Annotated in this window: 16 protein-coding genes; all 16 read left to right on the forward strand. The window is 38.9% G+C overall.

The window, feature by feature from the left end; all coding sequences use genetic code 11:
* Nucleotides 1-48 precede the first annotated feature (48 nt).
* The 16 genes from rho to wecB all read left to right on the forward strand — a co-directional run bounded on the left by rho (nucleotide 49) and on the right by wecB (nucleotide 14,351).
* Nucleotides 49-1,308 carry a transcription termination factor Rho gene (rho, locus tag ACMW72_RS03640; RefSeq protein ID WP_418367481.1) on the forward strand — a complete coding sequence of 420 codons (1,260 nt, stop codon included), beginning with the start codon at nucleotides 49-51 and terminating at the stop codon, nucleotides 1,306-1,308.
* 120 nt (nucleotides 1,309-1,428) lie between these two features.
* On the forward strand, nucleotides 1,429-1,629 hold the full coding sequence (gene rpmE, locus ACMW72_RS03645; protein WP_418367482.1) for a 50S ribosomal protein L31: 201 nt from the start codon (nucleotides 1,429-1,431) through the stop codon (nucleotides 1,627-1,629).
* 133 nt (nucleotides 1,630-1,762) lie between these two features.
* On the forward strand, nucleotides 1,763-2,350 hold the full coding sequence (locus tag ACMW72_RS03650; protein ID WP_418367483.1) for a thymidine kinase: 588 nt from the start codon (nucleotides 1,763-1,765) through the stop codon (nucleotides 2,348-2,350).
* Between the two features lie 53 nt (nucleotides 2,351-2,403).
* Entirely contained in the window at nucleotides 2,404-2,970 is a 567-nt protein-coding gene (locus ACMW72_RS03655; RefSeq protein ID WP_418367484.1) for a YhcN/YlaJ family sporulation lipoprotein, read from the forward strand.
* Nucleotides 2,971-3,170: 200 nt separating this feature from the next.
* A complete protein-coding gene (prfA, locus tag ACMW72_RS03660; RefSeq protein ID WP_418367485.1) occupies nucleotides 3,171-4,244 on the forward strand; it encodes a peptide chain release factor 1 in 1,074 nt (357 codons plus the stop codon).
* A 7-nt stretch (nucleotides 4,245-4,251) separates the two neighbouring features.
* Nucleotides 4,252-5,115 carry a peptide chain release factor N(5)-glutamine methyltransferase gene (prmC, locus tag ACMW72_RS03665; protein ID WP_418367486.1) on the forward strand — a complete coding sequence of 288 codons (864 nt, stop codon included), beginning with the start codon at nucleotides 4,252-4,254 and terminating at the stop codon, nucleotides 5,113-5,115.
* A 116-nt stretch (nucleotides 5,116-5,231) separates the two neighbouring features.
* The gene (gene spoIIR / locus ACMW72_RS03670; RefSeq protein WP_418367487.1) at nucleotides 5,232-5,867 is read left to right on the forward strand and encodes a stage II sporulation protein R; all 636 of its coding nucleotides are present in this window, start codon (nucleotides 5,232-5,234) and stop codon (nucleotides 5,865-5,867) included.
* 200 nt (nucleotides 5,868-6,067) lie between these two features.
* The gene (locus tag ACMW72_RS03675) at nucleotides 6,068-7,126 is read left to right on the forward strand and encodes an L-threonylcarbamoyladenylate synthase (protein WP_418367488.1); all 1,059 of its coding nucleotides are present in this window, start codon (nucleotides 6,068-6,070) and stop codon (nucleotides 7,124-7,126) included.
* A gap of 73 nt (nucleotides 7,127-7,199) precedes the next feature.
* Nucleotides 7,200-7,760, forward strand: a complete 561-nt coding sequence (locus ACMW72_RS03680; RefSeq protein ID WP_418367489.1) for a manganese efflux pump MntP family protein — start codon at nucleotides 7,200-7,202, stop codon at nucleotides 7,758-7,760.
* 4 nt (nucleotides 7,761-7,764) lie between these two features.
* Nucleotides 7,765-8,505, forward strand: coding sequence for a ZIP family metal transporter (locus ACMW72_RS03685; RefSeq protein ID WP_418367490.1), 741 nt, complete (start codon nucleotides 7,765-7,767; stop codon nucleotides 8,503-8,505).
* A gap of 17 nt (nucleotides 8,506-8,522) precedes the next feature.
* Nucleotides 8,523-9,224 carry a low molecular weight protein arginine phosphatase gene (locus ACMW72_RS03690; protein ID WP_418367491.1) on the forward strand — a complete coding sequence of 234 codons (702 nt, stop codon included), beginning with the start codon at nucleotides 8,523-8,525 and terminating at the stop codon, nucleotides 9,222-9,224.
* A 58-nt stretch (nucleotides 9,225-9,282) separates the two neighbouring features.
* On the forward strand, nucleotides 9,283-10,566 hold the full coding sequence (locus ACMW72_RS03695) for a methyl-accepting chemotaxis protein (protein WP_418367492.1): 1,284 nt from the start codon (nucleotides 9,283-9,285) through the stop codon (nucleotides 10,564-10,566).
* Between the two features lie 91 nt (nucleotides 10,567-10,657).
* Nucleotides 10,658-11,287 carry a TIGR01440 family protein gene (locus ACMW72_RS03700; protein ID WP_418367493.1) on the forward strand — a complete coding sequence of 210 codons (630 nt, stop codon included), beginning with the start codon at nucleotides 10,658-10,660 and terminating at the stop codon, nucleotides 11,285-11,287.
* 15 nt (nucleotides 11,288-11,302) lie between these two features.
* Complete coding sequence (glyA, locus tag ACMW72_RS03705; protein ID WP_418367494.1) at nucleotides 11,303-12,550, forward strand: serine hydroxymethyltransferase; 1,248 nt, start codon at nucleotides 11,303-11,305, stop codon at nucleotides 12,548-12,550.
* 12 nt (nucleotides 12,551-12,562) lie between these two features.
* A complete protein-coding gene (gene upp, locus ACMW72_RS03710) occupies nucleotides 12,563-13,192 on the forward strand; it encodes a uracil phosphoribosyltransferase (RefSeq protein ID WP_418367495.1) in 630 nt (209 codons plus the stop codon).
* A 10-nt stretch (nucleotides 13,193-13,202) separates the two neighbouring features.
* Complete coding sequence (wecB, locus tag ACMW72_RS03715; RefSeq protein ID WP_418367496.1) at nucleotides 13,203-14,351, forward strand: non-hydrolyzing UDP-N-acetylglucosamine 2-epimerase; 1,149 nt, start codon at nucleotides 13,203-13,205, stop codon at nucleotides 14,349-14,351.
* The last annotated feature ends 47 nt before the right edge of the window (nucleotides 14,352-14,398 follow it).

Genomic DNA, 14,398 nt, shown 5'->3' on the forward strand with positions numbered 1-14,398 from the left:
TTCTATAAAAAATTAAAAAATGGAAAACGATAAAGTAGGTGTCAAGTATTGGACTTAAATTTAGCAACATTAGAAACGATGAAACTCACAGAACTGTATAAACTTGCTAAAGAATTTCAAATTCCTTATTATGGAAAAATGAAAAAACAAGAACTCATCTTCTCTATTTTAAGAGCACAAGCGGAAAAAGCAGGACTCATGTTTATGGAAGGGGTTCTAGAGATCCTTCCAGATGGCTATGGATTTCTTCGAGCGATTAATTATCTACCGAGTGAGGAAGATATTTATATTTCCGCTTCTCAGATTCGCAAGTTTGATCTTAGAACTGGGGATCTCGTATCAGGGAAAGCTAGGCCCCCAAAAGAGAATGAACGATATTTCGGTTTACTCCACATTGAGGCTGTAAATGGCCAAGACCCTGAACTAGCAGCTGAAAGATTGCATTTCCCAGCATTAACACCAATTTTTCCCCAAGAAAAGTTGGTACTTGAAACCTCGCCAGACAACCTTTCGACACGAATTATTGATTTAATTGCTCCAATCGGCCTAGGACAACGCGGCTTGATTGTCGCGCCTCCAAAAGCAGGCAAAACCCTTCTCTTAAAAGAAATTGCCAATGCAATCAGCACGAACTACCCTGACATTCATTTAATGATTTTATTAATCGACGAACGACCTGAAGAAGTAACCGATATGCAACGGTCGGTCAAAGGTGAAGTGATCAGTTCTACGTTTGATGAACTTCCTGAGAACCATATTAAAGTGGCGGAATTAGTATTAGAGCGAGCTCAAAGACTCGTTGAAGCCAAAAAAGATGTCGTCATTTTACTCGATAGTATTACTCGTTTAGCAAGAGCTTACAACTTAGTTATTCCACCTAGTGGAAGAACCCTATCAGGTGGAATTGATCCAGCTTCTTTCCATCGTCCTAAGCGTTTCTTTGGAGCCGCAAGGAACATCGAAGAAGGGGGTAGTCTAACGATTTTAGCTACCGCCTTAGTTGAGACAGGTTCACGGATGGATGATGTGATCTATGAAGAATTTAAAGGGACAGGGAACATGGAATTGCACCTTGATCGCAAATTAGCCGAACGGCGAATCTTCCCGGCTATTGACATCAGACGTTCGGGAACAAGAAGAGAAGAACTTTTACTTACAAAAGAAGAATTAGATAAACTATGGTTGATTCGCAAAACGATGAGCGACAATCCTGAATTTATTGAGCTTTTCTTAAAGAAATTGAAGGAAACCAAAAATAATGCGGAACTCATTGCTTCGATTGACCCGAAAAAAGGGTGGATGGCTTAAAATGGTTCTTTTTAACATATTGCAAAATTCCTTGCATCTGATATTTTCTCTATGCTATAATCTCCTTATGTGTGATTACTCTGTTTCGTAAATGAATCAGGGCAGAAAGAGGTGAACGAAATGAAAGCAGGAATTCATCCAGAATACAAAATTACAACTGTAACCTGTGCTTGTGGGAATACTTTTGAAACAGGTTCAGTTAAAGAAAATCTACGCGTTGAGATTTGCTCTGAGTGCCATCCATTCTTTACAGGTAAACAAAAATATGTGGATTCTGGTGGCCGTGTAGATAAATTCAAGAGAAAATACAATATGAAATAATGTTAAAAATAACAGGCGAGCCAACGTGCTTGCCTGTTTTTCTCTTGACTTTAAAAATAGGTTTAAAAGTCGTTGCTTATGGTTTTGCAAGAGAGATAAATAAGAAATGAATGGTTGAGGAGAAGGTTTTGTAATGTTTTTCTATAAAAAAGAGGGCTGGATTGAATATATTTGTGGCAGTATGTTTTCGGGGAAAAGCGAGGAATTGATTCGCAGAATTAAACGAGCAAAATACGCCAAACAAAAAGTACAAGTTTTTAAACCCATCATTGACAATCGCTATAGTGAAGTGGCGGTGGTATCTCATAACGGTAATCAAGAAGAAGCAGAACCGATTGTTCATTCATCCGAGATTTTGAAGAAGGTAAAAGACGATACAGATGTTGTTGCCATTGATGAAGTTCAATTTTTTGATGATGGAATTGTACAGGTTTGTGAAGAGTTAGCGAATCGCGGGATCCGCGTTATTTGTGCAGGTTTAGACTTAGATTTCCGCGGAGAACCATTTGGACCATCGCCGCTAATATTAGCAAAAGCTGAATTCGTCACGAAACTGCAAGCAATCTGTGTAAAATGTGGAAATCCAGCTACACGAACTCAACGCCTTATCGATGGTAAACCTGCTCATTATCATGATCCAGTGATTATGGTAGGGGCTTCTGAAAGTTATGAAGCCAGGTGCCGCCATTGCCATGAAGTTCCTGGCAAGGAAGAAAAATAATACGAATGGATTTCACCTCTTCTAGGCAATATAAGTCCTAGGAGGTGACTGATTTGCATAGACGCAAAATTTTTTTATTCGTAATCGCTACATTGTTGGTTCTCGGCTTAGTCGGTTGTAATACGGCTAATAGACCATTGACTCAAGGCTATAACGATCGTAATGTTCATCCTTATGCCTACGATGGAACTCGTTACTATGGTACTTATCATGATGGGGCTCCTTATTATGGAACGCCAAATTATGGGCCATATTATAATTACAACAGGGTAACACCTTATGCGAATGTGAACCGCGAAGCTGACCGATTAGCGGACATTGCAGCTCGCATTAATGGAGTTGACGATGCTACTGTTGTCATTGCTGGTGGAAATGTATACGTTGGTATTGATTTAAATGACCGTATTCAATCGGGTACTCAATCAGAGACTGTAGAACGTAATGTCTACAATGCAGTGAAAAAAGCTGCTCCTCGTTATAACGTTTACGTTACTTCTGATGCAGACCTTTTAGGAAGATTACGCAATATTGGCGATGGAATCCGTAATGGAACACCAATCGATCGTTTCCAAACGGATATGCGTGATTTTAATACCCGTTTTAGAACCTATACTCGCTAATATCTCCGTTTAATCCCTTTAGCAATCGTGCTAAGGGGATTTTTTATTAAAACATATTGCCTTATATTTTCCTATTGTATATAATTATAATGTTATACATTTTATTTTCTTGCTTATTCTTTGTTTTGGATTCCCGCAAAAGTAATCGATATGTGCATCGTTATTTTTGTGGGTATCTTTATGAATGGGGTGATAAAACGATGTTTGATCGCTTACAAGAACTTGAAGATCGATATGATCAATTAAGTAAATATTTAATGGATCCTGAAGTCATTAATGATCCTAAAAAACTAAGGGATTATTCCAAAGAACAAGCTAACCTTGAAGAAACGGTAATGACTTATCGTGAATATAAAAAAGTTGTTCAAGAATATAAAGATGCAAAGGCAATGCTCAATGAAAAATTGGATCCTGAAATGAAAGAAATGGTAAAGATAGAGATCGATGATTTAGAACAAAGAAAAGAAGAATTAGAAGAGAAACTGAAAATTCTCCTCTTACCAAAGGATCCAAATGATGAAAAAAATGTAATTGTGGAAATCCGTGGAGCTGCCGGTGGTGATGAAGCCGCACTATTTGCAGGCGACCTTTTCCGTATGTATACACGTTTTGCGGAAAGAAAAGGTTGGAGAACAGAAGTGATTGATGCAAACTATACAGGAATTGGTGGAATAAAAGAGGTTGTCTTTATGATTCATGGTAAGGGTGCATATAGTTTTCTAAAATATGAAAGTGGTGCCCACCGGGTACAACGAGTTCCAGAAACAGAATCAGGAGGAAGAATTCATACCTCAACAGCAACAGTTGCTGTACTGCCAGAAGCAGAAGAAGTTGAAGTGGAAATCAATGAAAAGGATATTCGTGTAGATGTCTTCTGCTCAAGCGGTCCAGGGGGACAATCTGTAAACACCACTCAATCTGCTGTAAGAATTACCCATCTGCCAACAGGAATTGTGGTACAATGTCAAGACGAAAAATCTCAGATCAAAAATAAAGAGAAAGCAATGAAAGTTCTGCGGGCACGTCTTTACGAAAAACAATTAGAAGAAGAACGAGCGAAACAAGCCGATATTCGTAAAAGCCAAGTGGGTACAGGGGAGCGTTCGGAAAGAATCCGGACATATAACTTCCCCCAAAGTCGTGTAACCGATCATCGCATTGGTTTAACCTTGCACAAGTTGGACCAGGTTTTAGATGGAGATTTAGATGAAATTATTCAAGCATTACAAGTTCAGGAACAAGCCGAATTATTAAAAAAACAAAGTATGGAGTAAGATTGGGATGAAGATGACGATTAAAGAAGCCCTAGCTTGGGCTTCTTCCTTTTTAGCTAAACAGCATATTGATCAAGGAGAAATTGAAGCAGAAGTTTTACTTCGCTCCTTGTTTGGCTGGGATCGCAGCCAATTATTTATCCATTGGCATGAACCCATGCCGATGAGTTTATTCCAACAATTGGAACAATGGTTAGAGCGGAGAATCAACCATGAACCCCTTCAATACATTATTGGATCTCAAGAATTTTATGGTCGCACCTTCTTTGTCAATTCAAAAGTATTGATTCCAAGACCCGAAACAGAATTATTAGTCGAAGCAATTATGAAACAAGCAGAAAAAATTTGGGATGATCAACCTATAACAGTAGCAGATATTGGAACAGGCAGTGGTGTGATCGCTATTACCCTTGCATTAGAAAGGCCTAATTGGAGAGTGTATGCCATTGATATTTCCCAAGATGCTTTGCAAATAGCAAAAAGAAACGCAGAAAAACTAGGAGCGAAATTGGATTTTCATCATGGTGATTTATTAGAACCATTCATCCGTCAGAACTTTAAAATCGATATCTTAGTATCCAATCCTCCATATATTCCTTCAAGGGATATTCAAACTTTAATGCCAGAAGTTAAGGACTACGAACCGCTTCTTGCTTTAGATGGAGGAAAAGATGGGCTAGCTTTTTATCGTAAGATAATCGCTCAAAGTTCTTCTGTTCTAAAGCGACCTGGATTGATTGGTTTTGAAATTGGCATTGATCAAGAAAAAGCGATTCAAAAATTGTTCAAAGAAGCAAAAGCCGATTCTATTCAAGTGATCCCTGATTTTCAAGGAATACCAAGAATCGCCCTTGCTTGGTATCTAAAATAGGTTTGTATATTCCAACGCGCTTTGTTGTCCGTTTCTAAATAAATTTCGTTCTCGTCGTTTAACCCTTGCTCTTTCTGTCAATACTGTTGATAGAGAAAAGAGAGAGGGGAAACGAAATGAAGAGGGTATTATATTTCATCTTTATTTTTTCAATCTTATTAATGAGTTGGAATGGACAAAAACAAGATGTAGCTATTGCCAGAAATATAAACCAGCAAACAGCAATCCCAGATGAAGCGATCCGTTTACGAATTATTGCCAATAGCGATTCTCCTGAAGACCAATTATTAAAACAAAAAATTCGTGATGAAGTAGTCGCTAAGATTGATCCTTGGGTAGGATCTTTAGCCAGTATAGAGCAAGCAAGAGAAATCATTCGTGCCCATTTACCCGAATTACAACAAGTCGTTGATCAAACCATTCAAAAAAATGGATTCCATTACCCAGCAAGAGTTGAACTGGGAATCGTTCCTTTTCCCACAAAAATGTACGGCCAAATCATTTATCCAGCTGGAGATTATGAGGCGCTGCGCATTACGATAGGAAATGGCCAAGGTCAAAATTGGTGGTGTGTCTTATTCCCTCCTTTATGTTTTGTAGATATGACAAACGGTGATGCGTTAAAAGCTGATACCAATGCGACTGTAAATGCAAAGAATACTCCTTCTAAAGTGAATGAGGAAATCAAAATCAAGTTCTTCATTTTTGAACTATTTGCTAAGTTGATCGCATTGATCAGTTCATTATTCTAATCAAACATCTCGATCATTTTGATCGGGATATTTTTTGTTCTAAATTAAAGTTGTGAATAAAGTTATTAACAAGTTATTCACATGATGTGAATAACTTTTTCTTTTCTTTTGACATTTTCTTTCGAATTTAGTTAAATGAGGTTAAGAAAATATGGATATAACAAGAAGAATAGCAATCTAATGAATAGGAGCAGAAAACGATGTTGACAATTAAGACAAAGATTTGGCATGTGGATAAAGATGTGGATGGACAAAACCCCATCATTGTGGAAATTGGTGATAGATTAAGAAGAGGTGAAGTCATTGCTTTTCCAACGGAAACCGTATATGGGTTAGGGGCAAATGCCTTTGATTCTGATGCAGTAAGGAAAATCTTTGAAGCAAAGGGGAGGCCAAGCGACAATCCTCTGATCGTACATATTGCAGCTTTGGAACAATTAGATGAACTCGTTACGCATGTTGATGAGAAAAGCAGGTTATTGATGGAACGTTTTTGGCCAGGGCCATTAACGATTCTTTTTCCACGAAAAGGGAAAATCTCAGAATTAGTAACCTCTTTACCAACCGTTGCGATTCGCATGCCCGATCACCCCATCGCATTAGCGATAATAAAAGCAGCCCAAATCCCCATCGCTGCGCCAAGTGCCAACCGCTCAGGAAAACCAAGCCCAACAAAAGCAGAGCATGTTTGGCAAGACCTAAAGGGCAAGATCGATGGGATTGTTGATGGTGGAAGTACTGGCTACGGGGTAGAGTCCACCGTCATCGATCTAAGTGGAGACAGGCCTGTCGTCTTAAGACCAGGAGGTATCACCTTAGAACAACTACAAGCAGTGATTGGTGAAGTTGAGATTGATCCAGCTTTGTTGCAAAAAGAGGATAGACCAAAAGCTCCAGGAATGAAATACGCCCATTATGCTCCAGATGCGGAGATGTGGCTCATTCAAGGTGAAGAAGAGAAAGTGATTCAAGAAATCAATCGTATCGCTAAGGAAAAGTTAGATGAAGGCAAAAAGGTGGGCATTCTCACTACGAAAGAGCATAAAGACCAGTTTCAGCAAGCGGCACATAAGGTTCTTGCCTATGGCCGAAGAGATGATTTAGCTCCGTTAGCGCAAAATATCTATGATGCATTACGACAATTTGACCAAGAAAAGATCGACTTTATTCTTACAGAGTCCTTTCCAGAAACAGGAATAGGATTAGCGATTATGAATCGACTAAAAAAAGCAGCTGGCGGAAATATTTTAAAAGTATAATGGACAATCAATCATGAGAAAGCCTTTACCTGCATAATCTTACATAGACAAGATTATGGGGGAGGATAAAATCATGTCTTTTTCCAATCTTCATCTTGGAGAAATCGTCACCTTTTTGATGATTGCAGTAGCTTTGGGAATGGATGCATTCTCCTTGGGAATTGGTATTGGCATTCAAGGTCTTACTATTATGCAAATCATGAAAGTAAGTACGACGATTGGTATTTTTCATATTATTATGCCCCTTATTGGTATAGGAGTAGGGCATTACTTATCCACCATGATTGGTGACGTTGCTACCCTGCTTGGAGGCAGTTTATTGGTCTTATTGGGACTTAATATGATTTGGTCTTCTTTTAGCGAAAAAGAGGCTTATTCCTTGAGCCAAATCGACGGGATTGGGTTATTATTACTTGCTTTTAGCGTTAGCATTGACGCCCTTTCCATTGGTTTTTCTTTGGGGTTATTTTCCGCAAACATTTGGTTTGCCATCCTGTTATTTGGCTTGGTGGGGGGAGTGATGACAGCAATCGGACTATCGATCGGAACAAAAATCGGCCATTGGCTGGGAGAGTATGGGGAAATATTTGGCGGAATCATTCTTCTAGTCTTTGGGATTAAGTTTTTGGTGTAGTCTTATGGTTCAGGTACTTTGGATGAGTCTCTTATCGGGGTTAGCAACAGGTGTAGGAGCTCTGATTGTTCTTTGGTTTGGTGAACCAACGAGAAAAGTATTGGGATTTTACTTAGGTTTTGCTTCAGGCATCATGGGTATAGTTGTTTTGGCCGATTTGCTCCCTTCAGCGATTACCTATGGAGATCTCGTTTTCACATTGATTGGATTCATCATCGGTATTCTCCTCATGTTTTTTTTCGATTGGATCTTATCAAAAGTATTATTTAAACATCAAAAACACACAGTAAAGAGGCAAAATGAATTATATCGGCAAATGGGCTATTTCATGACCTTGGCTATTGCTATTCATAACCTTCCTGAAGGGTTAGCCATTGGTGCTGGTTTTGAAACGCAAATGAAGTTGGGAATCCGGGTCGCTTTAGTGATTGCTTTACATAATATCCCCGAAGGTCTTGGGATTGCTTCTACCCTTTTATTAGGGGGAATTCCATCTTTTTACGTAGTATTGTTACCTTTTGCAACTGGTTTATTTATTCCTTTAGGAACTTTTATCGCTTTAGGCTTAGGGAAAATTGTACCCTTTTGGATATCTATAGGACTATCCGTTGCTAGTGGTGCGATGGGATATATTGTAGTTAAAGACATTGGCCCTGAAAGTATCAAATTGCATCCCCTTCTTTCTAAAATAGGGATGGGGTTAGGGATTTTTATCATGTATATCGTTTATCGTTTACATCATTGAACAAAGGAAGTGAGAAGATGAATGTCCTTTTTGTCTGTACAGGTAATACCTGTCGCAGTCCTATGGCTGAAAAGATACTGCAAAAAAAAGCCAAAGAAAACCAAATCGACCTTCAAGTAAAATCGGCTGGAATTGCTGCATTTGAAGGACAACCTGCTTCGAAGCACGCAAGACAAGTGATGAAGGATTACGGAATGGATGACAGGCATCAAACAAGAAGGGTGTCCAAAGAACTACTGGAATGGGCAGATTTAATCTTAACGATGACAGAAGGACACAAAAGCGTTTTAATAGATCAATATCCTGAATTTGCGGAGAAAGTCTATACATTAAAAGAATATACCCACAGGATTGAAGGAAATCGTGAATGGGAGAAGCTTAATGAAATCTATCAACGAATTGAGGAGAAAAAAGAACGTTTCTTAATCCAGCATCAAAAGGAGATGGATGAACTAGAGAATCGCTATCAGATGCTTCAACAAGAAATGAAGGAGATTGAAGCCAAGCTACAACAATATCAACAATTATTGCAAAAAGAAATAGAAACGGAGTTAAAGGAAATCGAACAGCTGCGCAAAAGTATGCCCTCCTATGATATTGATGATCCCTTTGGTGGAGATTTAGACATCTATCGTAAAACGGCAAAGGAAATTGAAGAAGCCATCGATAAATGGGTTCAATTCCTCATTGCTAAAAGTATAAATAAAGAAGGAGAATGAACATCCTAACGAGAAAATTAGATGTTTAAGTGAAGTTGTTTAAAAAGAGGTGGCGTTAATGGCTGAGAGGAGATACCGATTTCAGTTAACCAAAAAATTTGTTCTTGGAATCGTAGTTTTATCTACGGTAACTTACGGAACAAGTGCATTTATTATATTAGGGTTGAAGAATCACGTTCATTTCTTATCTTATAATTGGTTTGTCATTGGAACATTGTTCTTAGGGGTTATCTGGTCAAGTATTTTTGGTTATATTGCCGCAAGAATATTAACAAAACCTTTAACAGAAATTGAACAAGTTGCAAAAAAAGCGGCTGCAGGGGACTTAAGAATGAGTGTAAACGTCGTGAAAACTGATGATGAGTTAAGAGCGTTAGGACTTGCATTTAATCAAATGATCCAAAATATTCGTGAGGTTGTGAAAGAAATCCATCACATTTTTGAATTAACCAATACACATGTAACAGAACTGAACCAAGCATCTGAACAAGCGGCTACTTCTGCTGAACACATTTCGCAAACGATCGATGAAATTGCTAAAGGAGCCGAACGTCAAGCAGAAGCAACTACTACGACTGTGGATTCGATCAATCAGATCCACCAATTATCTGAACATGTGAATCAAAAGGCAAATCAAACCAAAAAGAATTCCTATCAAATGAAAAAAGTGATTGAAGAAAGTATTGATGCCGTTCACTCCCTTGTTGAAGGGCTTTCGCAAATTGCTAATGAAAACCAAGAATCGATTCAATTTGTGCGAAAACTTAAGCAACACGCAGAAGAAATTGGCACGATTACAAGGGTAGTGGGTGATATTGCGGAACAAACGAACCTGTTAGCCTTAAATGCGTCGATTGAAGCAGCACGTGCAGGGGAACATGGACGAGGATTTGCTGTTGTAGCAGATGAAGTAAGAAAACTAGCTGATGAGAGTAGACAAGCGGTACAAACCATCAGTGAATTAATTCAGCAGATGCAATTAGAAGTGGGAAATGTCGTCAATCAGATTTCTCGCCAAGTAGAGCTTGCAACACGAGAATCGAGTAAAGGCGAGGAAACAAAGATTGCCTTATCCAATGTAAAAGAAATCGTGAATGATGTCGTTGAGTCGGTTGAACATATTGGCAGTTTAGTTACAGAACAAGTCATGTATATCGAAAAAACGAAGCAAGAAGCGGATCACGTCGCTGCTATTGCCAAACAAACCTCATCAGGTTCACAAGAAGTAGCAGCTTCCACACAAGAACAAACTGCAGCGATGGAAGAGATCGCTGCAGCGACGCAATTGCTAAAAGAACAAGCCCATCAATTAAGAGAAAGCATTCTCAAGTTCAAAATTTAAGAGAATCTTTCTTTTTTTTTATAAGGGTAGAACATTTTTTTCATTTTGTATAGGTGATTGGATGGAGTTAGGTTATAATATGGAATGAAGAATGGAAGGAAGGTTAGATAAAATGTTAGAAAAGGATAAGATTAAGGACCAAGTGTCTCAATTGCTTGATGATCTGCTCCTTTCTTTTCCAATGAACCATCGTCATCTATTGGTTTTAGGAGTAAGTACTAGTGAAGTTTTAGGGAAAAAGATCGGTTCAGCAGGAAGTGAAGAAGTGGCAAAAGAGATTTTTGATGCTGTTATGAAAGTAAAGCAAAAACATGGTTTTCACCTTGCTTTTCAGGGATGTGAACATATTAACCGAGCCCTAGTCGTAGAACGGGAGACACAAGAGAAGTTTGGTTTTGAAATTGTAAGTGTCGTACCTGTAAATAAAGCGGGAGGGGCAATGGCCACTTATGCCTTTCATCATTTTCAGGATCCTGTGGTCGTTGAATTCATTAAGGCAGATGCTGGTATTGACATTGGTGATACATTAATTGGTATGCATTTAAAACACGTTGCTGTTCCTGTCCGCTCTAGGATCAAACAAGTGGGTGAGGCTCATGTTACAATGGCTAAGACAAGGCCAAAACTCATTGGTGGAGCTAGAGCGCAGTATACAATAAATGGAATTGACCCATCGTCAATCATTAAAGAAATCAAACCAAAAGATGGAGAATCTTGCTAATAGGGGGAGAATTTGATGGAAACATTAAAAAAACAAGATCCACAAGTTGCAGAGGCGATTAAACAAGAATTAAACCGCCAACGTTCCAAAATTGAACTTATTGCATCGGAAAACTTTGTGAGTGAGGCAGTATTAGAAGCACTTGGAACAGTATTAACCAACAAGTATGCTGAAGGGTATCCAGGTAAACGGTATTATGGTGGTTGTGAATACGTTGATGTGGTTGAAGATCTTGCTAGGGAAAGAGCAAAACAACTCTTTGGTGCAGAACATGCCAATGTTCAACCTCATTCAGGCGCACAAGCCAATATGGCTGTCTATTTTTCCGTTTTAAAACCAGGAGATACTGTATTAGGAATGAATTTAGCCCATGGTGGCCATTTAACACATGGGAGCCCAGTAAACTTTTCGGGGATGTTATACCATTTTGTTCCCTATGGCGTAGATAAAGAAACAGAACAAATCAACTATGATGAAGTTTACAGATTAGCCCTTGAACACCGGCCAAAACTGATTGTGGCAGGAGCTAGCGCTTATCCGCGGATTATCGATTTTGCGAAAATGCGTGAAATTGCCGATGAAGTAGGAGCATTATTGATGGTCGATATGGCCCATATCGCTGGATTAGTTGCTGCAGGGCTTCATCCAAATCCTGTACCTTATGCTGATTTTGTTACCACCACTACGCATAAAACCTTACGCGGCCCACGCGGGGGCATGATTTTGTGTAAGGCTGAGTATGCAAAAGCCATTGATAAATCCATTTTTCCAGGCATTCAAGGCGGTCCGTTAATGCACGTCATTGCAGCCAAAGCCGTAGCTCTAGGAGAAGCATTGCAACCTGAATTTAAAGACTACATAACGAAAGTTGTGGAAAATAGTAAACATCTTGCCAATGCTTTAATCGAGAAAGGGTTTAAATTGGTCTCAGGTGGCACAGATAACCATTTGATCCTCATTAACTTAACAGAGATGAATATTACGGGAAAAGATGCAGAACGTTTATTGGATGATGTAGGCATTACCTGTAATAAAAACGCGATCCCCTTTGACCAAGCTAGTCCCTTTGTGACAAGCGGGATTCGGATAGGCACCGCTGCGGTAACGACAAGAGGTATGGATCAAGAGGCAATGGAAGAAATCGCAGAGATTATTACGATGACATTGAAAAATCCCAATAATGAACAAATCCAGCAAGAAGCAAGATCTAGAGTTCAGTCACTTGTTGAGCGATATCCATTATATAAAGGACTAAATTATTAGAGGAGAGATTCGATGTCTAAATTATATGTATTTGATCACCCATTGATTCAGCATAAACTGACCTATATACGAGATAAAAACACAGGTACAAAAGAATTTCGGGAGCTAGTCGATGAAGTTGCCACACTTATGGCTTACGAAATTACAAGAGATTTACCATTAAAAGAAGTAACCATTGAAACACCCGTTAGTAAAGCCGTTTCAAAAGTGGTTTCAGGGAAAAAGATCGGCCTTGTTCCCATCCTTCGAGCTGGTTTAGGAATGGTAGACGGGATTTTGAAGATTATCCCTGCAGCAAAGGTGGGACATGTTGGTTTATACCGAGATCCAGAAACATTAGAACCTGTAGAATACTATCTGAAACTGCCAAGTGATATTGCCGAGCGCGAATTGATTGTGATTGATCCTATGTTAGCTACAGGGGGTTCTGCATCTGCTGCCATTCAATTGTTAAAGGAAAAAGGTGCACAAAATATTAAATTGATGTGTTTAATCGCCGCGCCAGAAGGGATAAAACGTGTTCAAGAAGAGCATGACGATGTGGATATTTATGCAGCTGCAGTTGATGAAAAGTTGAACGATCATGGATATATCGTTCCAGGTCTAGGCGATGCGGGAGATCGTTTATTCGGGACGAAATAGGAGGTAAGTTGTGAAGAAAATTAAAGTAATGACAATTTTCGGAACTAGGCCCGAAGCGATAAAGATGGCTCCTCTAGTTAAAGAAATAGAAAAGCATAAAACTCAATTTGAAAGTATTGTATGTGTAACAGCTCAACATCGACAAATGTTAGATCAGGTCCTAAAAGTTTTTAAAATAACTCCTGATTACGATCTGAATATCATGCAGCAAAAACAAACGCTAACAGAAATCATGGTTCGAGCATTACAAGGTTTAAAAGAGGTAATGATGAGAGAGAAACCTGATCTAGTATTAGTCCATGGGGATACGAGTACCACCTTTGCTGGAAGTTTAGCTGCATACTATCAACAGATTCCTGTAGGGCATGTTGAGGCTGGTTTAAGAACTTGGGATAAATATTCCCCTTTTCCTGAAGAGTTAAATCGACAACTTACAGGCGTGATCGCTGATCTTCATTTTGCACCTACAAAATGGTCAGCTGACAACCTAAGAAAAGAAAATAAACCGGATAATCGTATCTTTATTACCGGGAACACAGTAATTGATGCATTGAAAACTACAGTCAAACAGGATTATACTCATCCGGTTTTGCATAAGATAGCTGACAAAAAGATGGTCTTAATGACAGCCCACCGAAGAGAAAATTTGGGTAAGCCGATGGAACAAATATTTCGCGCTGTTCGTCGCTTGGTTGACGATCACGAAGATATAGCAGTAGTATACCCAGTACATTTAAACCCTTTAGTTCAAGAAACAGCGCAAAAAATCTTAGGTGGAAATGAACGTATTCATTTAATTGAACCTCTTGATGTTATTGATTTTCACAATTTTGAAGCAAGGGCACACTTGATTTTATCTGACTCTGGTGGAGTTCAAGAAGAGGCTCCAGCTTTTGGTGTTCCTGTATTGGTATTACGGAAAACTACAGAAAGACCAGAGGGAATAAAAGCTGGAACGCTTAAACTTGTTGGAACAAAAGAGGAAGAAATATATCGGGAAGCACATCGACTATTAACAGACAAATCTGCCTATGAATCAATGTCAAAGGCGGCTAATCCTTATGGAGACGGGAGAGCTTCAACACGTATAGTTGAAGCAATATTATATCACTTTAGATACTTGCAAGAACCACCTGAGCCTTTTACCGTACACAAATAACAACTAAAATGACATTTATAGCATGCGAATAAATTAGATGTGCATGC

The sequence above is a fragment of the Tepidibacillus sp. LV47 genome, from assembly GCF_048381575.1.
Lineage (GTDB): Bacteria > Bacillota > Bacilli > Tepidibacillales > Tepidibacillaceae > Tepidibacillus.

Coding starts and splice junctions, on each gene's coding strand:
- rpmE (WP_418367482.1), top strand. CDS start 1,429: ATGAAAGCAGGAATTCATCCAGAATACAAAATTACAACTGTAACCTGT.
- ACMW72_RS03650 (WP_418367483.1), top strand. CDS start 1,763: ATGTTTTTCTATAAAAAAGAGGGCTGGATTGAATATATTTGTGGCAGT.
- prfA (WP_418367485.1), top strand. CDS start 3,171: ATGTTTGATCGCTTACAAGAACTTGAAGATCGATATGATCAATTAAGT.
- prmC (WP_418367486.1), top strand. CDS start 4,252: ATGAAGATGACGATTAAAGAAGCCCTAGCTTGGGCTTCTTCCTTTTTA.
- spoIIR (WP_418367487.1), top strand. CDS start 5,232: ATGAAGAGGGTATTATATTTCATCTTTATTTTTTCAATCTTATTAATG.
- ACMW72_RS03675 (WP_418367488.1), top strand. CDS start 6,068: ATGTTGACAATTAAGACAAAGATTTGGCATGTGGATAAAGATGTGGAT.
- ACMW72_RS03680 (WP_418367489.1), top strand. CDS start 7,200: ATGTCTTTTTCCAATCTTCATCTTGGAGAAATCGTCACCTTTTTGATG.
- ACMW72_RS03685 (WP_418367490.1), top strand. CDS start 7,765: ATGGTTCAGGTACTTTGGATGAGTCTCTTATCGGGGTTAGCAACAGGT.
- ACMW72_RS03690 (WP_418367491.1), top strand. CDS start 8,523: ATGAATGTCCTTTTTGTCTGTACAGGTAATACCTGTCGCAGTCCTATG.
- ACMW72_RS03695 (WP_418367492.1), top strand. CDS start 9,283: ATGGCTGAGAGGAGATACCGATTTCAGTTAACCAAAAAATTTGTTCTT.
- ACMW72_RS03700 (WP_418367493.1), top strand. CDS start 10,658: ATGGAAGGAAGGTTAGATAAAATGTTAGAAAAGGATAAGATTAAGGAC.
- glyA (WP_418367494.1), top strand. CDS start 11,303: ATGGAAACATTAAAAAAACAAGATCCACAAGTTGCAGAGGCGATTAAA.
- upp (WP_418367495.1), top strand. CDS start 12,563: ATGTCTAAATTATATGTATTTGATCACCCATTGATTCAGCATAAACTG.